We start from the raw sequence: 18941 nt of genomic DNA on the forward strand, positions 1-18941 counted from the left end.
CTCACTCTCCCTCTCGGCAGCCGCACACCCTGCACGGCCGTGCCCGACGCCGCCATCCTCGCCCGCCCGCTGCTCTGCCGGAAGCGAATATCCGGCACCCCACCCATGCGCAGTACGCATACCTCGACGTACGATCGGCCCATGGAACTCGCAGCCCTCCGGTCCTACCGCGAGGTGTGCCGCCAGGCGTCGATCAGCCGGGCGGCCGAGGTGCTGGGCTACACCCAGTCGGCAGTGTCCCGCCAGATCGCCGCACTGGAGCGGCAGTTGGACAGCCCCCTGCTGGAGCGCCACGCGAGAGGAGTACGGCCGACCGCCGCGGGAGCGATCCTGCTCGACCACGCGCACGCCATCGTCGCCCGCGCCGACCGCGCCGCCGAGGAGGTGGCCGCCGCCGGCCGCCGGCGCAGCAGCCGGCTGCGCGTCGGAGCGGTCCCCACCGCGGCCGCGACCCTGCTGCCACGGGCCCTCACCCGCTTCGCCGCCGACGACCCGTCCGTGCGGGTGACCTTCACCGAGGACGTCACCCCGCAGCTGCTCCCCAGGCTTCAGGAAGGGGAGCTGGACGTCGCCGTCGTCACCGACTACCCGCCCGGCCTGCCCGCGATGCCCGGCATCGACCTCGTCCCGCTGCTCGACGACCCCCTGCGGCTGCTGCTGCCGCCCGGCCACCGCCTCGCCGGCCGCACCCGGGTCGACCTCGCCGAACTCGCCGACGAGACCTGGGTCGAGGACTACTCCGGCTCCGCCACCCTGCTCACCGGCCTCTGCGCCCGGGCCGGCTTCACCCCGCGCCTGGACATCGACTGCGGCAGCCTGCTCGGCAAGCAGGCCTTCGTCGCCGCCGGCCTCGGCATCACCCTCGTCCCCGACCTGCTCGTCCCGGCGCTGCGCACCGATGTCCTCGTCCGCGACCTCACCGAGCCCCCCACCCGCACCGTCCACGCCGCCCTCCGCCCCCACGACACCCCCGCCGCCCGGTTCGTCACCGCCCTCCGCGACGCCGCCGTGCCCGCGAAGAACGACCTGCCCGCCACGGGAGACGCATGACGGCATGCGGGCATGCCCGACCCGCATCCCGAGAGTGCCCGGACGATCACCGAGACGTACTCGGTGCCCGACGACGCCCGGCACCCGGCACGTACGTCGATCACGGGGGCGCACAGAACGCCGCCCGACGTCGTGAGCAGCTCATTCCAGCCCAGGTGAGTGCCCGCCCGGATGTGGTCAACGGGCGGACGTGGTAGCCCGGAGACATGGACGCAGGCACCGACACGGCAGACGGGGGCCGACCTCTCGAGAACACGGGCGACCGTCCGACCGTCGGGGTCGAGGAGGAGTACCTGCTGCTCGACCCGGACAGCGGCCTGCCACTCCCACGGGTCGACGCGGTGCGCGCGATCGCCGGACTCCACCCCGCGATCCACCACGACGAACTCCAGAACGAACTGCTCCAGGCACAGGTGGAGGTCGCCACCCCGGTCTGCCGGGACCTCGACGAGGTCGGCGGGCACCTGCTGCGCCTGCGCCACGCCCTGGCGCAGGCCGCGGAGACCTCTGGCTGCCGGCTCGCGGCCTGCGGCACCGCCCCGTACGCGCCCTCCGCGCCCCCGGAGATCGTCGACGCCCCGCGCTACCACACCATCCGACAGGCCGTCTCACGGCTGGCCGACGAGGCGATGATCAACGGCATGCACGTGCACGTGGCCGTCCCGGACCCGCAGACGGGCGTCGAGGTGCTCAACCGCCTCCGCCCCTGGCTGCCGGTGCTCACCGCGCTGTCGGCCAACTCGCCGCTCTGGTACGGCTCCGACACCGGCTACGCGAGCTGGCGCACGGTCGTCTTCGGACGCTGGCCGATCAGCGGCATCCCGCCCCACTTCGCGGACGCGGCGGACTACGAACGCCGGATCGACCACCTGCTGGAGGCCCGGCTGATCCGCGACCGCGGACAGTTGTACTGGCAGGCCCGGCTCTCGGCGAAGTTCCCGACCGTGGAACTGCGCGCGATGGACGTCCAACTGCGCGCCGACGAAGCAGTCATGCTGGCCGGACTCGTCCGCGCACTGGTCGTCACCGCGATCCAGGACGCCGCCGCAGGGCGCCCGCCGGCACCGCGGACTCCGGAGAGCCTGGAGGGCGCGGCGTGGCACGCCGCCCGGTACGGCCTGGGCGACACCCTGCACGACCCGGACACCGGCCTCTCCCGGCCGGCCGGAGAGATCGTCCGCGGCATGATGGACCGGCTCGGCCCGGCGCTGGAGGCCCTGGGCGACACCCGCGCGGTGGCCCCGCTGGTCCGCCGCCTACTGGCCGAGGGCAACGGCGCCGACCGCCAGCGCCGGCACCTGGCGGAACACGGGCGGCCCGGCCTGATCGCGATGATCGCGGCGGAGAGCGCGGCGTCCTGAGCCGGACGCGGTATCAGCAACGGCCCGGTTGTGCGACTCGGTTGTGCGGTCCGGTACGGAAATTCGTCCAGCAGGCTTGGAAAGCATCGGCCCTGGGCAGACGTCACTCTGTACCGAGGTCAGAGGAGGTGAGGGTCATGGCCAGGATTCGGATCGCCGTGCAGCAGCCCGGCCGCGGCCGCCCGCGGCCCCCGCTGGACCTCAGAACGCCGTCCGGACGCCCGCTGCCCTACTGAGGGTCGGCGCGGCGCTTCCCGACAGGGCGTCAACGCCGGTGCACGGACTGCGACTGCAAAGCGTGCCAGAACCCGCCGCGGTTTCCCGTTCGCCCGCGCAGTCGCTCCATCACGCCACGTCACCCCCGCCCGTGCAGCGGGGGAGAACCGCCGACGACCTCCATGTGCCTTGGATTTCCTTGCGGTGGGTAGACGCCGGCCGACAGAGGAAGCGGCAGGCAGAAGGTGGACGTGATGCGTTTCCACGATCGGGAGCAGGCCGGACGGGAACTCGCCGAACTGCTCTGCCGGCGGCTCGGCGGTGTCCCGCCCGACCCGCTGGTCCTCGCCCTGCCGCCCGGCGGTGTGCCGGTCGGCGCGGCCGTCGCTGCCGTGCTGGAGGCGCCGTTCGACGTGATGGTGGCGCGCCTCGTCCGGGCACCGGACCGCCCGGAGGTCGCCGTGGGAGCCCTCCTGCCCGGCGCGCCCCCGCACTGGGAGGAGAACGCGCTGAGGACGCTGGGCGTGACCGCGCACGGGCTCGACGGTACCGTCGCCGACGAGCGGGCCGAGGTCGAACGCTGCGAGGCGCTCTACCGCGGCGACCGCCCGTTCCCCCGGGTGGAGGGGCGTACGGTGATCCTCGTCGGCGACGGCCTCGCCTCCGGAGTCGCCGCCCGTGCTGCGCTCTGCCGTCTGCGTGACGGGCGTCCGGCCGCACTGGTGATGGCCGCACCCGTGAGCGCGCCCCGTGCCGCCGCCGTGGTCCTGCCGGTGGTCGACGAGCTGGTGTGCCTGCACCGGCCCTGGTACCTGCGGGACGTCGGCGACTGGTACGCGGACTTCCACCCGCCCTCCGACCGGGAGGTGCTCGACGCGATGGCAGCCGTGCACACGGTGACCTGACCCGGGGCCTGGTTTGACCTGATGCTCTGCTGCGCAGAAGCCCGGTGGCCCGGCGGCCGGCCGGAGCGTACGGTCGGAGCGGGCTGTCGAGCGGTCGGGCTGTCGGGCGGGAGGCCGGCGCCGCGGCACGGTACGGCGAGGCACGTCATGGAGGAGGCCGATATGGCCAGGCCGGTGTGGACCGGGGTGCTGACGTTCGGCCTGGTGACGGTGCCGGTCGCGCTCTACACGGCGACCGAGTCGCACACCGTGCGCTTTCACCAGTTGGAGCGCGGCACCGCGGACCGGGTCCGCAACAGGCGGGTGAACGAGCGCACCGGCGAGGAGGTCGCGTTCGGCGACATCGTCAAGGGCTTCGAGGTCGAGGACGGCGAGTACGTCGTCGTGGAGCCCGAAGAGCTGGAGCAGATCTCCCCGGGCCGCTCGCGGACCATCGACATCTCCGGCTTCGTCGACCTCGCCCAGGTCGACCCGATCTTCTTCGACAGGACGTACTACCTGGGCCCCAAGGGACCCGAGTACGCCAAGATCTACCAGCTGCTGACCGAGGTGCTCGAGCGCTCCAACCGGGCCGGGCTGGCCATGTTCTCCATGCGGGGCAAGGAGTACCTCACCGCGGTGCGCTCCGAGGGCGGCCTGCTGGAACTGCACACCATGCACTTCGCCGACGAGGTTCGCGACCCGCGCAAGGAGATCGACGACCTGCCCGACGGCAAGGCGAAATTCACCGGTCAGGAGCTGGCCACGGCCGAGCAACTGATCGAGGCGCTCGCCGTCGAGTGGGACCCGGAGGCGTACCAGGACACCTTCGAGGAGCAGGTCCGCAAGCTCATCGAGGACAAGCAGGCCGGCCGCGAGCTCACCCTCTCGGCCGGACCGGCCCCGGAGTCCACCAACGTCGTCGACCTCATGGACCTCCTGCGCCGCAGCGTGGACACCGCCCGTACCGGCGAGACCGCCGCAGCCTCCGACAGTGGCAGTGGCGACAGTCGCGGTGATGGCGACCGGCGTGAGGGCCGCGGCACGGAGGCCGGACCGTCCACCTCCCGGGACCGGGCAGCAACCCGGTCCCGTCGGACCCCCAAGACGGCGGCGGACACGAAGTCCACCTCCACCACCGCCAAGGCCGACAAGGAGCCGGCCGGAGCGAAGAAGCGCGTCACCGCCGGTGGCAGGGCGAAGGGGGAGGACCTGTCGAAACTGACCAAGGGCGAGCTCTACAAACGCGCCACCAACCTCGACATCCCGCACCGTTCCACCATGAACCGCGACGAGCTCCAGGACGCCGTCGCCAAAGCCGGCCGCGGCAGTCGCCTGCGCGACGCCTCCTGACCCTCAACACCGGTCAGGCATACGTGGTCGCCGACGTGAGTGCGAGTCGGGCGGCCTTCGTTCCGTGATGCTCATCGCCGAAGTGGGCGTGCCAGGAGTGGAGGTCGGCCGTCAGGAGTTCGACGGCTTCGTCGTGTTCGCCCTGTCGGGCGAGGGCAGTGCCCAGAGCGGTATCGGCCTCCAAGCGGCGGTGGTGGAACTCGCCGAGGTGGCTCTCGCACAGTTCGATGCAGCGGCGTGCCTCGAGTTCCGCATCGATGGGCCGGTCGAGGGCGAGGAGTGTTGTGGCGCGGATCAGCGCGGTGGCGCTCGCATCCTGCGGGGCGGCGTTCGCGGCCGCTGCGACGAGCGGTTCGTCCGGGGCCGCGGACGCCGGACCGCCCACGATCTGCCACGCTTCCTCCGCCCGTCCCTGCCCGACCAGTGCACGTCCGAGACCGAGCTGAAGGGTTCGGACGAACTGTTCGCGGCCCCGTGGGTCGGTCTGTGCGACGGCGGGGCGCAGCAGGGCCTCGGCCTCCTGGAAGCACCCCTGCACGGACAGGCTGAACGCCAGGCTGGTGAGTGCGGACAGCGGGACCAGTTCTCTTGCCTCCCCGTCCGCTGAGGCGGCGTCGATCCGGACGGCGGCTGCCTCCCGCGTGACCTCCTCGTGCCGGCCGAGGTAGGCGAGGTGAACCAGGGCGTTGACGCGGTCCTGCAGGTGCGTTGCGGCGGTCCCTCCCGTGCGGGGCGTGCGAGCTGCAAGGGAGGCCAGGGATTCGGCGGCCTCGCTGTGCCGGCCGAGGTCGCCCAGAGCCCGGGCGAGCGTGCGGCGTGCGCTGATGTCCGCGTACTCGGCGGCGCCGGGCTCGGCCGCAAGCGCGGACCGGGCGACCTCGGCTGCTTCCGCTGTGCGTCCGGAGAGTCTCACAATCTCCGCGAGTACGGTGCGTGCTTCCGCCAATGCGCGCCCGGACACCCGTTCGCCGCTACCTGGATGCTGCGGCGCAGGTACTCCTCGGCCTCCGCGTCCCGACCTTGGCACGCCTGTGCGAAGGCGACCGCGGTCTTGCACTGCAGCGTGATCGGCACGTCCGGGCCCCACCTTCGGGAAGCGATCGCCGCTGCTTTCTGCGCCGACACCTCGGCTTCGGACCACGCCTCCTTCGCGCCCTGTTTTTGCCAGCGCCGGAGCCGGGCCTCGACCCGTATTTTCGACCAACGCCACTTCAACGCCACTTCAGCACCGCTACAGTCCTCTCCACGAAGTGCCGCAGAGCATACGGGTGTATGCGTGCTGGCCCTCGGACGGCCCGGCTTCCTGCCGCCGTCGGGTCCTGGGCGCAGCGGGCTCCAGTGTTCGGTTGTCCCGGTGTTCGTTCCGGTCTGGCACGGGACGGCTACCGGCGGGCGGTCTCCCAGGACCAAGCGGCGATTCCGACGCGGTTTCGGGCACCGAGCTTGCGCTGGATCGTCGCGAGGTGGTTCTTCACCGTCCCGGCGCTGATGAACAGCCGAGCGCCGATCTCGGCATTGGTCGCACCGGCGCCGACCAGCCCGGCGATCTCCGCCTCACGGGCCGTCAACGCCTCCCGGACTGCCGCGGTGCCGTCTGTGCTGTCGGACCTCGGGGCGTCCTCGGGCGCCGTCCGGCCGGACAGCTGACGCAGCAGGCGCACGGTGATCTGCGGGCTGATCAGCGCGTCGCCGGCCACCGCTGCCCGCACCGCCTCGGCGAGCAGCGCGGGCCCCGAGCGTTTGAGCAGGAAGCCTGCCGCGCCGGCATTCAGCGCCGTGTGCACGTACTCGTCAAGATCGAAGGTGGTCACCACGACGACACGGAACTCCCCGCCCAGCTGCCGAGTCAGCTCCAGGCCGTCCAGCCGGGGCATCCGGATGTCCGCCAGGATGACGTCGGGGCGCAGCCGACGCGCCAGGTCGAGTGCCTCGACCCCGTCGGCAGCGTTGCCGACGACCTCCAGATCGGGTTGGGCATCGAGAATGATCCGGTAGGCGCCGCGGATCGCCTCGTCGTCGTCCGCCAGGAGGACCCTGATGCTCATCGTGCCACCCCCACAGGGATTGTTGCGACCAACTGCCAACCCGTTCCGGCTTGGCGCCCGGCAGTGAGAGAGCCGCCGAGAGCCTCCACTCGGGCGGTGAGCCCGGCCAGCCCGTTGCCGCCCCGCCTCACGCCGGTGGTGGGCGCGCCCGTGCCGTCGTCGGTGACGGTGACGTCCAACTGCCCACCGACTCGCCGGACCTGCACGTCCACAGTCCGGGCTCCGGGGGAGTGCCGCCGGACGTTGGTCAAAGCCTCGACCACAATCCGGTAGGCGGTGGCCGCCGTCTCCCGCGACACGTCGACCGTGGGGACCGGCACGTCCAACCGCACCTCGGCGCTGCCGGCACCGGCGAACCGCTCCACCAGCGCGGGGAGGTCGTCGAGCCCGGGCTGTGGCCTGCGCTCGGCGCCATCGTCCTCACCGTCCTCGCTGCCGTCCTCACGGTCGGCGCGTAGCAATCGGACCGTGCGGTCGAGTGAGGTGAGCGCGAGTTGGCCTGCGCTCTCGATCCGCTCGAACAACATTGCCGCCCGGGCCGGGTCCGCGGATGCCAGGACTGTGCCGGCCTGGGCCAGCGCCACCATGCCGCTGACGTCGTGTGCCACGAAGTCGTGCAGGTCGTGGGCGAGTTCCAGGCGTTGGGTGCGCCGCGCGGCGGTCACCGATTTTCGTCGCCGCTCGTCCAGCGCCCGCAGATAGCCGCCCGCGAGTACGGCCGGTACGAGGAGGACCGCACCGAACCCGATCAGCGCCAGAGTGTCGCCCGGCCCGACGGCTCCTTGGAACCGGGACGGCCACAGCGTCACGGCTGCGGAGGCCGCCACCGCCGCAGCAGGCCCGCAACGACTGCGGTCCGTTCGCACCACCACCGCCACCAGCACCGGGAGGACCACCAGATCGGCCAGCCCCAGCAGCGTCGGCAAGCGGTCGGCCTCCGCCCACTGCCCGACCACCCATGCGTCGACGGTGACCGCAAGGGAGACCGAGGCTGCAGCCCCCGTCACCACCGCCGCGCCGCCGAACCGGCGTCGCAGGAGCAGCCCGCAGACCACCGCCACCGGTACGGCCACCGCCGCGGTTACCTGCCAGATCATCGCGCCTCCTTCGACATGCTGTCAGCCTACGGACCGTCAGAGACTCGTACATCTGCCGATCGGCACATCGCGGAACGCCCCATGGGCGGTAGAACCTGCTGATCGGCATCTGCCGCCTACCACCGCGCCGACGTCAGCCTTGAAGATGTCGGGCCGCCACCGGGGCGGCCCGCGGAAGGAGCCGTCCCATGAATGCCGCCCATATGTCCGCTGCGCAGCCGGCGCCCGTGCCTGCCCCCCACTGGGCCCAGCTGGCCGCCAAGGCTGCTGTCTGGACCACCGTGCCCTCCGGCCTGTGGCGGGTGTGCTTCGGCCTCGGTGCCACCATGGGCTTCACGGGCGAACTGCTGGCCGAACTCCACCGGGTCGTCCCAGGCTGGGGGACGGTCTACATGCTCTCGCTCAGCATTGGCGCCGAGCTGCTGGCCTTCCTCACCCTCGGCCTGGTTCGGCCCTGGGGCCGCACTGCTCCCCGTTGGATGCCACTGATCGGCGGTCGCCGGGTGCACCCGCTGGCCGCGGTCGTCCCGGCCGCACTCGGCGCCCTGACCCTCACCACCGTGGGCACTTTCGGTCTGATCGTCTGGAGCAGCCCCGAGAACATGGGCAGCCCCGAAGCGCCCCACGGCTTTGCCGGCCTGGTGATGACGCTCTGCTACCTCCCTCTGGTCGCCTGGGGCCCGCTGCTCGGCGCGGTCACCATCGACTACGCCCGCCGCACGCTGCGCCGCCCGACGCACATACCCGCGTAGGGGCAGCCGACGATCCTCGGCTGACCCTGGCCCGACCCCCGCCCGCTAGGTGCCGCCGACCACCACCCCCTCCGGTCGGCAATATCCGCACCGCCGGCGCCCGCTGCAGCCGCTCGGTCCTGCCCGCTCTTTTCCGCTCGCCTCTCCACCGATGCCGGACGGACGGCCGCCCGGCACGCCCGACCCGGGGAGCGCCCGCCGACCGGCCGCATCGGTTCCACGGCAACGGAGGAACGGCCCAGCTCCTGGCCGCAATACCGGACAGGGCATCGCCACTCCGCCGATCCTGCTACGAGTCTTCGACCTCGAGGCCGTACGCGACGACGGCCTGGTGCAGTCCGCCCGGGTACCCGGCGAGGGCCGGGGTGAAGTCCCAGTTTCCGGAGGTGTCGCGATCGAACCGGCCGAGGCGCATCGCAGTGTTGGCCGGGGCGCCGTCGGCCAGGTGCGCCACCGCCGGGTCCTGGTCGGCACCCGGTTCGAGGATCAGAGCCGGTCCCGCGAATCCGGCCATGGTCGCGGTCGGGTGGTTCTGGGTGTCGGCCGCGGCGACGATGACGAGCCGGTCGGCGTCGGCGGGCAGTGCGTCGAAGTCGACCATCAGGCAGGCGTTCGCATCGCCGTAGCCGGTGACCAGCCGCACCGAACCGTCAGGCGTCGATCCGTTGTTGTAGAAAACCAGGTGCTCGTCCGACAGCGCCCTGTTCCCCTGGCACACCAGGGCGGCGATGTCGTACTCCTCCTCACCGGTCCAGTGGAGGAGGAGCCGGGCCGGGTCGGCAGCGACCTCGACACCGGGCAGATCGTCCCCGCCGGCGCCGACGGCACCGTGTCGAGCCGCTGCGAACACCTCGTGGAACCCGTGATGCTTGAGCAGGCCCACCAGCTCGGCGCCGTTGATCAGCGTGATCGGCTTGCCCGCGACGAACTGGTGCGAGCTCGGCCCGAACCTGCTGGTCGTCACAAGGACGGCCTTGGTCGCGGCCCGATCGTGCTGGAGCGTCCCGTACAGGTCCCGTACGGCGGACGGGGTCACGGTGTCCCGGTACCGCTTCACCTGCACAATCACGTTCCCGCCGCGGAACGGGTCCGAGTCGATCCCGCGTACGTCCACTCCGCCGTCCCGCGACCGGGCAGTGAGCTCCACCCGCATGCCCATGGCCTCCATCAACCGGGCTATGAGCTGCTCGAAGTCGACCGGGTCCATCGCCAGGAGGAGCTGAAGCTCATGCACCCGCTTCGCCATCCGGCCGCGTTCCGCAGTGGTGTCGTCACGGAGGTGACGGAACAGCATGCGCTGCGCGCGGCGCTCGACAGAATCGGGGTTGCTGAGGCGGTGGAGCTTCCGGCTCCGGGACATACGGTGCCCCCTTGAAAGCTGGATGGTTGATGGCACGCGTTACGGTAGGCGCTCGGCTGACGGCGCGTCAGCGATGTCACGCAACTGATCGTTTCAGAAAGAATCTGGCCCGGGAGCTGGGCAGTTGGGGCGCCGCAGCCGCAGCCGCAGCCGTAGCGCCGACGGGCCTCCCACGGACTACGGGCGGCCGCTGCCGCTGCCGCTGCCGCTGCCGCTGCCGCTGCCGCTGCCGCTGCCGCGGACGGTGTCGGCCGCTTGGACCAGTGCCCGCAGGACGGTCCGGACAGCCCGGCGGGCGGTGCGTTCGGGGCGGTGCAGTACGTCGATGTGCCGACGTGCGTGCACACCGGCCAGCGGACGGAGGACGACGGCCGGGTGCTGCGGGCCGGTCCACCGGGGCATCAGGGCCGCACCGCCGCCGGCGGCGACGACCTCCGCGGCCACCGTGAACTCGTTGATGCGGTGGACGATGTCGAGCTGCCGCTCGGCAGCAGCGCCAATGGCCTCGATGGTGGCCAGCAGCGGGAAGCCGTCATGGACGGTGATCCACGGCAGACCGGCGACGTCGTGCGGGGTCACCTCGGCGCGGTCGGCCAGCGGATGGTCGGCAGGGAGGGCAACGTCCAGCGGCTCGTGGAGCAGCGGGGTGACCGCCACGGTCCGGGGCCAGTCCGGAGTGTGGTCGAGGCGGTGTGCCAGTACGAGGTCATGGTCCCGGGTGAGTCGGGGGAACCGGTCCTGGGCGACATCCTCGTCGGCGAGGGCGAGCCGCGGAAAGTCGGCGGTGCCGGCCGAGTGCCGCAGCAGCAGCGGGAAGAACGCTGCGCCCGCGCTGTGGAAGGCGGCGATCGACACCTCGCCCTGCGGCTGCTCGATGTACCGGTCGACGGCATGCCGGGCCCGGGCCAGCGCCGCCGCCACGTCGATCGCCGCGTCCGCGAGAGCCCGCCCGGCGTCGGTGAGCACCAGCCGCCGCCCGTCACGCTCGGTCAGTGGCACCGGGGCGGAGCGCTGGAGCAGCCGCAACTGCTGGGAGACGGCCGACGGCGTCACCATCATCGCCTCGGCGACGGCGGTGACACTGCCGAGTTCGCCGAGCTCCCGCAGGACCCGCAGTTGGCGTTCGTCCATGCAGACAGTGTAGGCAACACTGTAGGCAGTACTTAAAGATCCTTTCAGAAGGTCGCCCTTGGCTTCACCGTACTGCTCGGGCAGCGTGGTGGCCGTGCCTGATTCCCGCCGTACCGACCTGGTCCTGCTGCTCGTGGCGATCGTCTGGGGTTCCAGCTACCTCGCCGCGAAGTCCGCGACCGGAGCCGTCCCCGTCCTCGTCGTCCTGTTCGCGCGCTACGCACTCTCCGCCCTCGCGGCCCTCGCCGTGATCGCGGTCGGTGCCGCGCTCGCCGGCCGTGCAGCCAGTGCCGGCCGTACCGCGCGTACCGGCCGTGCCGCGTTCGCGGGTAGTGCCCTTCGTGGGCGCCGCCCGTCCGCACGGTTCCGGCGGGATGAACTGCGCTACGGCTCGGTCCTCGGCCTCACGCAGGCCGCCGTCCTGGCGATCGAGACGTACGGGGTGGCACACACCGGCGCCGCGAACGCCGGCCTGATCATCAGTCTGACGATCGTGCTGACCCCGTTCCTGGACCGCATCGGCGGGCGCGGCCCGCTACCGGCCAGGTTCTTCGCCGCCGCAGGGCTGTGCATCGTCGCCGTCGGCCTCCTGATGTCCGGCACCGGGCTACGGACTCCGGGGATCGGCGACCTGCTGATGCTCGCCGCCGCACTGGTCAGGGCCGCGCATGTAGCCCTGGTCGGCAGGCTCACCGCGGGACGCGAGCTGCGCCCGATGCACCTGACGGCAGTGCAGACCGTGGTCGGCACAGTGGTGTTCGCGGTGCCCGCGGCCTCCGGCCTGTCGGTCCTCGCCCACGCGAGCGCATCGACCTGGGGCTCGCTGCTCCACCTCGCCCTGTTCTGCAGTGTGTTCGCCTTCCTCGCCCAGACCTGGGCGGTGCAGCGCAGTTCCGCCAGCCGGGCCAGCCTGCTGCTCGGCACCGAGCCTGTCTGGGCAGTGGCGGTCGGCATCGGCCTCGGCGGTGAACACCTGACCGCCCCTGCCGCCCTCGGCACAGTGCTCATGGTCGCCGGAACGTACTGGGGTCAGGCCGTCGAACGTGCTCACCGCACCGCTCCGCCTGTCGCCGCCGACAGCCCGACCGCGGCCCTGCCCACCACCTGAGCGGCAGACCGGGGCTACTTCTGGAGGGGAGACAACCCGTCGACCAACTCACCCACCACCCAGCCCGCGACGGTCCAGGTCAGGGCGAAGAGCAGCGCACAGACCGCCGCCAGCCCAGCCCGGTCCAGCCGGGCCCGACCTCAGCCGGGCTCGAGTGCTGCCAGGGCGTCAGGAGGTCAGGAGGGTCAGGAGCGGAGGACGGCGCAGGTCGTGGTGCCGTGGGCGTAGAGCTTGCCGGTGAGGGTGTCGACGATGCGGGCCTCGGCGGTGGCGGTGGTACGGCCGACGTGGAGGGCGCGGCCCTCGCACCGCAGGGTGGGCGTGTCGGAGAGCACCGGTCGGATCATGTGCACGCCCAGCTGGACGGTGGTGTACATGGTTCCCGCGGGTAGGCGTGTCATGACCGCCGAGCCGAGTGCCGAGTCCAGGAGCGTGGCGAGGAAGCCGCCGTGGACGGTTCCCATCGGGTTGAGCAGGTGGTCGCCCGGGTCGCCCTCGAAGACGGCGAGCCCCTCGGAGACCTCGGTGAGCCGGAAGCCCAGAGTGCTCATGATCGAGGCGGCCGGCAGCGCACCCTTCATCGCGGCCTGGAGGATCTCCAGGCCGCTCATGCGGAGGATCTCGGGAGTCGTGTCGGGGCGCGGCTGCCAGGTGTGCGTGCGGCTGCGGGTGCTCGGTGCGTCGGTGGGGGCCATGTCGTACGTGGTCATGGCTCGACCCTAGGTACGGCGGAGACGGCGGCGGGAGTGTCGGAACCGGCATCCCGCGCACTGATTCCGACATGCGGCGACCGGTTAGGGTGTCGGGATGAAAGCAGCGGTGCTCGTCCTGGACGGGGCGTTCGATTCAGGGGTGTCGGGGATTCTCGACGTGCTCCACTCCGCCAATGCGCTGCGCGGGCAGCTGGCCGGGGCAGCACCGCCGAGGTTCGACATCCGCACCGTCGGGGTGCGGCGGCGGGTGCGCACCGGGCTCGGGCACCGGGTGGACACCGAGAGCGTCGTCGAGGCCGAGGACGCGGACATCCTCGTGGTGCCGGCCCTCATGGAGCGCCGGCCGGAGGCATTGGTGGAGACCGTGGGTTCACCCGCACAGCGGGCGGCGCGCCGGGTGCTGGCGGAGGCCAGGGAGCGACGTACTGCGCTGGCCACGTCCTGTACCGGCACCTTCCTGCTGGCCGAGTCGGGGGTGCTGGACGGGCTGCGGGCGACCACCAGCTGGTGGCTGGCCCCGGTGTTCCGGGAGCGCTACCGCCGGGTGACGGTCGACGAGAGCCGCATGGTGACGACCAGCGACGGCATCACCACGGCCGGAGCCGCGTTCAGCCATCTCGACCTGGCCCTGGCGATCGTCCGGATGCGCAGCCCGGCGCTCGCCGACCTGGTGCGGCGCTACCTGGTGGTGGACGACCGGGCCTCGCAGGCCGCGTACACGATCCCCAGCGCGCTGGCCCGGCACGACCCGCTGGTCTCGGCGTTCGAGGAGTGGGTGCGGGCCCGCATCGGGGAGCCGATCTCGATCGCCGAGGCCGCCCGCGAGCTCGGCGTGAGCGAGCGCACCCTGCAGCGCACGGTCACGCGCACCCTGGGCTGCTCGCCGATCCGCCTGGTGCAGAGCCTTCGGGTGGAGCAGGCGGAGCACCTGCTCCGTACGACGTCGCTGTCCCTGACGGCGGTCGCCCGCCGGGTGGGCTACGAGAGTCCGGGACCGCTCCGCGCCCTCCTCCGCGACCGCCGCGGCCTCGGCGCCCGCCACCTGCGCTCCTGAGCAGCCGGCCCGGGCCGCTCCGGGAGCGCGCCGAGATCAGGCCCGGACGCCGTGCAGGAGGTTGGTGACCAGGCTGACCGCGAAGTCCTCGGTCACCGGGAGGTTGGGCAGCAGGAGCCGGTGGTAGCAGGCGCCCCAGAGCTGGTCGACCAGGATCTCGGGGTCGGCGTCGGGGCGCAGCTGGCCGCGCTGCTGGGCGCGCTGCATCGCCTCGACGGCGAGCTGCCGCCGGGGGCCGGAGTAGCGTTCGAGGAGCGCGGCGGACAGGTCGGGGTCGGTCTGCGCCTGGCCGATGAGCTCGGCGATCACGCGCCCGGCGGGTGTCGTGGTCACCAGGCGGGCGAAGGCGCGGATCTGCGCGGTCAGGTCCGCCTGGATGTCGCCGGTGTCGGGGAAGGCCAGGGTGGATTCGACGGCGTGGAAGTAGCCGTCGAGGGCGAGCGCCCCCTTGGAGGGCCACCACTTGTAGATCGTCGTCTTGCTGGCGCCGGACCGTTCCGCGACCCCTTCGATGGTGAACGAGGCCATGCCCTGCTCCAGCAGCATCGCTCCGGCAGCCGCGAGGACCTCGGCACGGACCTCGCCGGCCGGCCGCCGTCCGCGTCCGCGCCGTACCCGCGGGGGCGTCTCCTGCGCTGGCTCTGTCATCGGCGTACTCCCGCATGCGTGTGGCTGGCAGGCCCACTCTGACATATGGACGGAGCGTTCACCATCTGCTCATATGGACTAGTCGTTCATTTCAAAGCAGGCGCGCGGGAGGCACCGCCATGACCGACCCCACCAACCCCGACACGACCCGGTCCGACACCGGCAGGGTCGCCCTGGTCACCGGCGCATCGGGCGGCATCGGCAGTGCCGTCGCCCGACGGCTCGCGGCCGACGGCACTGCCGTCGGTGTCCACTACGCGGGCAACAAGACCGCCGCCGAGGACCTCGTGGCGGCGATCCGTGCGGACGGCGGCCGGGCCGTCGCCGTGGCCGGCGACATCGCGGACGAGGACGCCATGTCCCGGGCGTTCGACGCCGTGGAGGCGGAGTTCGGGGGCATCGACGTCGTCGTCCACACCGCGGGACAGATGATCCTGGGCCCGGTCGCCGACTTCGACCTGGCCGCACTCGACCGGATGCACCGCACCAACATCCGCGGCACCTTCGTGGTCGCCCAGCAGGCGGCCCGCCGCGTCCGGTCCGGCGGCGCAGTCGTCACCTTCTCCACCTCGGTGACCCGGCTCGCCTTCCCCGGCTACGCCGCCTACGCCGCGAGCAAGGGTGCGGTCGAGGCCATGACGCTGATCCTGGCCCGCGAACTGCGGGGCCGCGACATCACCGTCAACGCCGTCGCGCCCGGGCCCACGGCCACCCCGCTCTTCTTCGACGGCAAGGACCGGGAGACCGTCGACCGCCTGGCCGCCCAGCCCCCGCTGGAGCGCCTCGGCACGCCCGAGGACATCGCCGAGACCGTCGCCTTCCTGGCCGGCCCCGGGCGCTGGGTCAACGGCCAGGTCCTCTTCACGAACGGCGGCCTGGCCTGACCGGCCCCCAACGGCGCCCTGGCCCGACCGGCCCCTCCGTCACCTGGCCGGCCCCGTCGTCGAACGTGCATGGGTGACCCACAGGGGCGCAGTTCCCCGCGCCCCGGCGGTACCCGCGGCGTCACTCGAAGCGCGACGTGTCCCCTGCCCCGTGTCGGACGATCTCGGCCTCGCCGCTGGAGAAGTCGATGACGGTCGTCGGTTCGGTGCCGCAGTCGCCCGAGTCCACCACGGCGTCCAGCACGTGGTCGAGCCGCTCCTTGATCTCCCATCCCTGCGTCATCGGCTCGCTCTCGTCGGGGAGGAGCAGGGTGCTCGAGACCAGGGGCTCGCCGAGCTCGGCGAGCAGGGCCCGGGTGACGACGTGGTCGGGGATCCGGACCCCCACCGTCTTCTTCTTGGGGTGCATCAGGCGGCGGGGGACCTCCTTGGTGGCAGGGAGGATGAAGGTGTAGCTGCCCGGCGTCGCCGCCTTGACGGCACGGAACACGTCGTTGTCGATGTGGACGAACTGCCCCAGCTGCGCGAAGTTCTCGCACACCAGGGTGAAGTGGTGGCGGTCGTCGAGCCGGCGGATGGACCGGATGCGTTCGATGCCGTCGTGGTTGCCCAGCCGGCATCCCAGCGCGAAGCAGGAGTCGGTCGGGTACGCGACCAGGGCTCCGGACCGGAGACTGTCGGCCACGGTGCGGATGGTGCGCAGCTGGGGGGTCTGCGGGTGCACGTCGAAGTACTTCGCCATTGGCCGACCTTACGGGATTCCGTGCCGTCGGAGGGTGTGGTTGCGGCTCGGGACACCCGCACGGGTTCCTTCGCCGCCCGGCCGGGGCCGCCGGAGCGGCCGGGCGCCGGGAGTGCGCTACGCCCGGGCGGCGAGGACGTGGGCGACGGACTCGCGGGTCAGGAAGACCAGCTGGGCGCGCTTGTGGGGCAGGTCGATCTGCGGGCCGAGCTCGAAGCCGGTGCGCAGCACCCGGGCGATCGACTTCTCGTTGAGGGCGTCCGGCTCGGCGACGATGCGCTGCGTGTCGGGGTCGGCGAAGGCGAAGCCCGTGAGGGCGGCGACGAGGCCTGCGGTGAAGCCGGGGGCGGGTTCGTCGTCGGCCGGGGCGATGAGCAGGTGGACGCCGAAGTCGCCGGGCTGGACGGGGTAGCACTCGCCGACCGGGTCGTGCTCCGGCCGGTAGGTCTGGAACAGTGCCACGGGGGTGCCGTCGCGCTGGACGATGTAGGCGTGGTGGGTGTCGAGCGAGTCCACGTAGGCGTAGATCTTCTGGACCATCTCGCGGGTGTGGCCGACCATGCCCCAGAAACGGGCTCTCTCCTCGTTCACCCAGCCGTGCACCAGGGCGGAGTCGCCGGCCGGGTCCAGCGGGCGGATGGTGACGGTGCCGAATCCGGGCACGGTCTGCTCGTGGACGGCCTCGGGCGTGGTGGCGGCGGTCATGGTTCTCCTCGTTCTGACGGGTTGGACGGGTCGTACGCTTCGCACTGCGCCGGCGCACGGGGACGGACGCCACCGGTGGCGGCGGTCCGAACGGGCGTGGTGTCGGCGCGGGGCCGTCCCCGCGCCGGCACCACGGGTCGTCAGGGCCGCCAGTAGCCCAGCGCGTTGACGCTCTGCTTCGGCAGGGCCAGTTCCTTGCGGGCGAACTGGGTCAGGGTGCGGGTGGTGGCGGTGTCGCAGGCGATCCACACGAAGGCGCCGGCGGGGTCGGTGAGCAGCGGCGGAAGCGCCTCGCGGACCTCGGACACCAGGTGGGCGCCGGCCTCCCGGCGGGGCAGCCGATGGACCTGGTGCCGTTCCGGGTCCGCCCGCAGCGGCAGCTGCTCGTCGGAGTCGTGCTGGGTCTCCAGCCAGACCGTGGCCGGCACCTCGGGCAGCGCCGACAGCAGCGAGTTGACGGCGGGAACGGACGCCGAGTCACCGATCACGAACATCTGCCGGGGCGGCGGGTCCGGCGCGGTGAAGGCGGAGCCCTGCACGGTCGCCTGGACGGTGTCGCCCGGTTCGGCCTTCCGCGCCCAGTCGCTGGCGCAGCCGTCGTGCAATGCGAACTCGAGGCTGAACGTTCCTGCAACAGGGTCGGGATCGACCAGCGTGTAGGCGCGCTGGTGAGGCTTGCCCGCGTTGTCGAACCAGATGCGTACCCACATCGTCGGGTGCACGCCGGTCTCGGCGAGCATGCCGCCGTCGGTGAACCGCACCCTCCGGTAGTGTTCGGTCACCTCGTCGACCGCGGTCACCGTGAACTCGAAGTCCCTGCCCCGCATCAGCTTGAGGACAACGCCCTCCCAGCCGTGCCCCATGGATGACACCCCTCCAGCCGTTCGAATTAGGCAAGGCTAACCTACCCCATCGGCGGCTCTCGCCGGCAACCCCCGGGCGGCACGCGGGAGCAGGGATGCGCAGGTCAGGCGGGTGCCCGCACGGGAAGGGCCTCCGGCGCCGCGGTCGGGCCTTCCCGTGCGGGCGGACGCCGCGTACGAGGACCGTGCGTCAGGGCGTACCGGCGGCGGGTCGACGGGCGAGGGCCTCGGAGGTCTTCGCCGTGGCGCAGCGTCAGGTGGAGCGGCGGGCGACCGCCTCCTCGAGCGACAGGGCCGCGTGAACGACCGGCGCGTAGTGGCCGGGGCGGCGCTGGGTGATCGGCGTGGACCGGGGTTGCACCGCGTCAGGAGTGCCCGCGGAGACGCCGGGAAGCATCCGGCCAGGGCCGGGGTTCGACGGCGGCCGGCCCGAGCATCACCTCTTCCTCCCACCAGCCCGTGCCGGACAGCCAGGACTCCAGCCAGGCGGCCAGTGACGGCGAGTCCTCGAACCCGGCGTCCGCCCGGTCCTCGGGCCCGGCATTGGGCTCGAAGAGCAGCACGGGGGCGTCGGGGTGCAGGCAGTCGACGGCGGCGTACATCGCGCAGCCCCAGTCCAGGACGGGGAGCACACCGTGCGGCCAGTGCGGCGGCAGGTCGGCCCGGCCGTGCGCCGGGCCGTACTCGGCCCGGTGGGCGGAGGTGGCCGTCCGGCCTTCGCCGATCAGGGGGAACAGGCAGTATTCCGGGCCGAAGCCGCCGTTCGCGACCTCGGTGTAGAGCCGCGCGAGCAGGGCGGGCAGGCCGAACCCCAGCTGCCGTTCCGCCTCGGCGACGTCCGCACGGCCGGCGGCGGGCGGCAGTGCCCGGGACGGGTTCCGGGCGTGCGCCGCGACCCGGCGCAGCAGGTCGTCGTGGGTGGTCGTGCCGGGGATCGTCGCACGCCGCACCGACAGCGACTGCCGGTGCGGCGTG

Annotated in this window: 19 protein-coding genes; 8 read left to right on the top strand and 11 right to left on the bottom strand. The window is 72.4% G+C overall.

What is annotated here, in order from left to right:
- The first annotated feature begins 141 nt into the window (after window positions 1-141).
- From AB0M03_RS19860 to AB0M03_RS19875, 4 genes are all read left to right on the top strand, one after another.
- Window positions 142-1050: a LysR family transcriptional regulator gene (locus AB0M03_RS19860; RefSeq protein WP_363492862.1), complete on the top strand. Its 909-nt coding sequence runs from the start codon at window positions 142-144 to the stop codon at window positions 1048-1050.
- 206 nt (window positions 1051-1256) lie between these two features.
- Entirely contained in the window at window positions 1257-2411 is a 1155-nt protein-coding gene (locus tag AB0M03_RS19865) for a glutamate--cysteine ligase (RefSeq protein ID WP_363492863.1), read from the top strand.
- A gap of 470 nt (window positions 2412-2881) precedes the next feature.
- Window positions 2882-3532 (top strand): phosphoribosyltransferase family protein, encoded by a 651-nt coding sequence (locus AB0M03_RS19870; RefSeq protein ID WP_363492864.1) that lies wholly within the window; start codon window positions 2882-2884, stop codon window positions 3530-3532.
- A 162-nt stretch (window positions 3533-3694) separates the two neighbouring features.
- Window positions 3695-4864 (top strand): Ku protein, encoded by a 1170-nt coding sequence (locus AB0M03_RS19875; protein ID WP_363492865.1) that lies wholly within the window; start codon window positions 3695-3697, stop codon window positions 4862-4864.
- Between the two features lie 13 nt (window positions 4865-4877).
- Here AB0M03_RS19875 and AB0M03_RS19880 read toward each other — a convergent pair whose 3' ends face one another.
- The 3 genes from AB0M03_RS19880 to AB0M03_RS19890 form a co-directional block, all read right to left on the bottom strand.
- A complete protein-coding gene (locus AB0M03_RS19880) occupies window positions 4878-5825 on the bottom strand; it encodes a tetratricopeptide repeat protein (protein ID WP_363492866.1) in 948 nt (315 codons plus the stop codon).
- A 421-nt stretch (window positions 5826-6246) separates the two neighbouring features.
- Complete coding sequence (locus tag AB0M03_RS19885) at window positions 6247-6909, bottom strand: response regulator transcription factor (protein WP_363492867.1); 663 nt, start codon at window positions 6907-6909, stop codon at window positions 6247-6249.
- Window positions 6906-8006, bottom strand: coding sequence for an ATP-binding protein (locus AB0M03_RS19890; RefSeq protein WP_363492868.1), 1101 nt, complete (start codon window positions 8004-8006; stop codon window positions 6906-6908). Before AB0M03_RS19890 ends, AB0M03_RS19885 begins: the two co-directional genes overlap by 4 nt.
- A 188-nt stretch (window positions 8007-8194) precedes the next feature.
- On the opposite strand from AB0M03_RS19890, the gene AB0M03_RS19895 reads away from it, so the two are divergent.
- Window positions 8195-8758: a hypothetical protein gene (locus AB0M03_RS19895; protein WP_363492869.1), complete on the top strand. Its 564-nt coding sequence runs from the start codon at window positions 8195-8197 to the stop codon at window positions 8756-8758.
- A gap of 289 nt (window positions 8759-9047) precedes the next feature.
- Here AB0M03_RS19895 and AB0M03_RS19900 read toward each other — a convergent pair whose 3' ends face one another.
- On the bottom strand, window positions 9048-10154 hold the full coding sequence (locus AB0M03_RS19900) for a restriction endonuclease (RefSeq protein WP_363492870.1): 1107 nt from the start codon (window positions 10152-10154) through the stop codon (window positions 9048-9050).
- 141 nt (window positions 10155-10295) lie between these two features.
- Window positions 10296-11249, bottom strand: a complete 954-nt coding sequence (locus AB0M03_RS19905; protein WP_363492871.1) for a LysR family transcriptional regulator — start codon at window positions 11247-11249, stop codon at window positions 10296-10298.
- Between the two features lie 94 nt (window positions 11250-11343).
- On the opposite strand from AB0M03_RS19905, the gene AB0M03_RS19910 reads away from it, so the two are divergent.
- Window positions 11344-12357: a DMT family transporter gene (locus AB0M03_RS19910; protein WP_363492872.1), complete on the top strand. Its 1014-nt coding sequence runs from the start codon at window positions 11344-11346 to the stop codon at window positions 12355-12357.
- A gap of 185 nt (window positions 12358-12542) precedes the next feature.
- Here the strand turns inward: AB0M03_RS19910 and AB0M03_RS19915 are convergent, their stop codons facing one another.
- The gene (locus AB0M03_RS19915) at window positions 12543-13067 is read right to left on the bottom strand and encodes a PaaI family thioesterase (protein ID WP_363492873.1); all 525 of its coding nucleotides are present in this window, start codon (window positions 13065-13067) and stop codon (window positions 12543-12545) included.
- Between the two features lie 97 nt (window positions 13068-13164).
- Here AB0M03_RS19915 and AB0M03_RS19920 point away from each other — a divergent pair, with 97 nt between their 5' ends.
- A complete protein-coding gene (locus AB0M03_RS19920) occupies window positions 13165-14124 on the top strand; it encodes a helix-turn-helix domain-containing protein (RefSeq protein WP_363492874.1) in 960 nt (319 codons plus the stop codon).
- Window positions 14125-14160: 36 nt separating this feature from the next.
- Here AB0M03_RS19920 and AB0M03_RS19925 read toward each other — a convergent pair whose 3' ends face one another.
- Window positions 14161-14772, bottom strand: coding sequence for a TetR/AcrR family transcriptional regulator (locus tag AB0M03_RS19925; RefSeq protein ID WP_363492875.1), 612 nt, complete (start codon window positions 14770-14772; stop codon window positions 14161-14163).
- Between the two features lie 119 nt (window positions 14773-14891).
- Between AB0M03_RS19925 and AB0M03_RS19930 the strand changes: the two genes are divergently transcribed.
- Window positions 14892-15656 (top strand): SDR family oxidoreductase, encoded by a 765-nt coding sequence (locus AB0M03_RS19930; protein WP_363492876.1) that lies wholly within the window; start codon window positions 14892-14894, stop codon window positions 15654-15656.
- A gap of 121 nt (window positions 15657-15777) precedes the next feature.
- On the opposite strand, the gene AB0M03_RS19935 is transcribed toward AB0M03_RS19930, so the two are convergent.
- From AB0M03_RS19935 to AB0M03_RS19950, 4 genes are all read right to left on the bottom strand, one after another.
- The gene (locus tag AB0M03_RS19935) at window positions 15778-16398 is read right to left on the bottom strand and encodes an L-threonylcarbamoyladenylate synthase (RefSeq protein WP_363492877.1); all 621 of its coding nucleotides are present in this window, start codon (window positions 16396-16398) and stop codon (window positions 15778-15780) included.
- 117 nt (window positions 16399-16515) lie between these two features.
- Window positions 16516-17103 carry a GNAT family N-acetyltransferase gene (locus AB0M03_RS19940; RefSeq protein ID WP_363492878.1) on the bottom strand — a complete coding sequence of 196 codons (588 nt, stop codon included), beginning with the start codon at window positions 17101-17103 and terminating at the stop codon, window positions 16516-16518.
- Window positions 17104-17243: 140 nt separating this feature from the next.
- A complete protein-coding gene (locus tag AB0M03_RS19945; protein ID WP_363492879.1) occupies window positions 17244-17966 on the bottom strand; it encodes a siderophore-interacting protein in 723 nt (240 codons plus the stop codon).
- Window positions 17967-18331: 365 nt separating this feature from the next.
- Window positions 18332-18916: an SMI1/KNR4 family protein gene (locus AB0M03_RS19950; RefSeq protein ID WP_363492880.1), complete on the bottom strand. Its 585-nt coding sequence runs from the start codon at window positions 18914-18916 to the stop codon at window positions 18332-18334.
- Window positions 18917-18941 lie beyond the last annotated feature (25 nt).

The sequence above is a fragment of the Kitasatospora sp. NPDC051914 genome (assembly GCF_040680995.1).
In the GTDB taxonomy this organism is placed as follows: domain Bacteria; phylum Actinomycetota; class Actinomycetes; order Streptomycetales; family Streptomycetaceae; genus Kitasatospora.

Coding starts and splice junctions, on each gene's coding strand:
- AB0M03_RS19860 (WP_363492862.1), top strand. CDS start 142: ATGGAACTCGCAGCCCTCCGGTCCTACCGCGAGGTGTGCCGCCAGGCG.
- AB0M03_RS19865 (WP_363492863.1), top strand. CDS start 1,257: ATGGACGCAGGCACCGACACGGCAGACGGGGGCCGACCTCTCGAGAAC.
- AB0M03_RS19870 (WP_363492864.1), top strand. CDS start 2,882: ATGCGTTTCCACGATCGGGAGCAGGCCGGACGGGAACTCGCCGAACTG.
- AB0M03_RS19875 (WP_363492865.1), top strand. CDS start 3,695: ATGGCCAGGCCGGTGTGGACCGGGGTGCTGACGTTCGGCCTGGTGACG.
- AB0M03_RS19885 (WP_363492867.1), bottom strand. CDS start 6,909: ATGAGCATCAGGGTCCTCCTGGCGGACGACGACGAGGCGATCCGCGGC.
- AB0M03_RS19890 (WP_363492868.1), bottom strand. CDS start 8,006: ATGATCTGGCAGGTAACCGCGGCGGTGGCCGTACCGGTGGCGGTGGTC.
- AB0M03_RS19895 (WP_363492869.1), top strand. CDS start 8,195: ATGAATGCCGCCCATATGTCCGCTGCGCAGCCGGCGCCCGTGCCTGCC.
- AB0M03_RS19905 (WP_363492871.1), bottom strand. CDS start 11,249: ATGGACGAACGCCAACTGCGGGTCCTGCGGGAGCTCGGCGAACTCGGC.
- AB0M03_RS19915 (WP_363492873.1), bottom strand. CDS start 13,067: ATGACCACGTACGACATGGCCCCCACCGACGCACCGAGCACCCGCAGC.
- AB0M03_RS19920 (WP_363492874.1), top strand. CDS start 13,165: ATGAAAGCAGCGGTGCTCGTCCTGGACGGGGCGTTCGATTCAGGGGTG.
- AB0M03_RS19925 (WP_363492875.1), bottom strand. CDS start 14,772: ATGACAGAGCCAGCGCAGGAGACGCCCCCGCGGGTACGGCGCGGACGC.
- AB0M03_RS19930 (WP_363492876.1), top strand. CDS start 14,892: ATGACCGACCCCACCAACCCCGACACGACCCGGTCCGACACCGGCAGG.
- AB0M03_RS19935 (WP_363492877.1), bottom strand. CDS start 16,398: ATGGCGAAGTACTTCGACGTGCACCCGCAGACCCCCCAGCTGCGCACC.
- AB0M03_RS19940 (WP_363492878.1), bottom strand. CDS start 17,103: ATGACCGCCGCCACCACGCCCGAGGCCGTCCACGAGCAGACCGTGCCC.
- AB0M03_RS19945 (WP_363492879.1), bottom strand. CDS start 17,966: ATGGGGCACGGCTGGGAGGGCGTTGTCCTCAAGCTGATGCGGGGCAGG.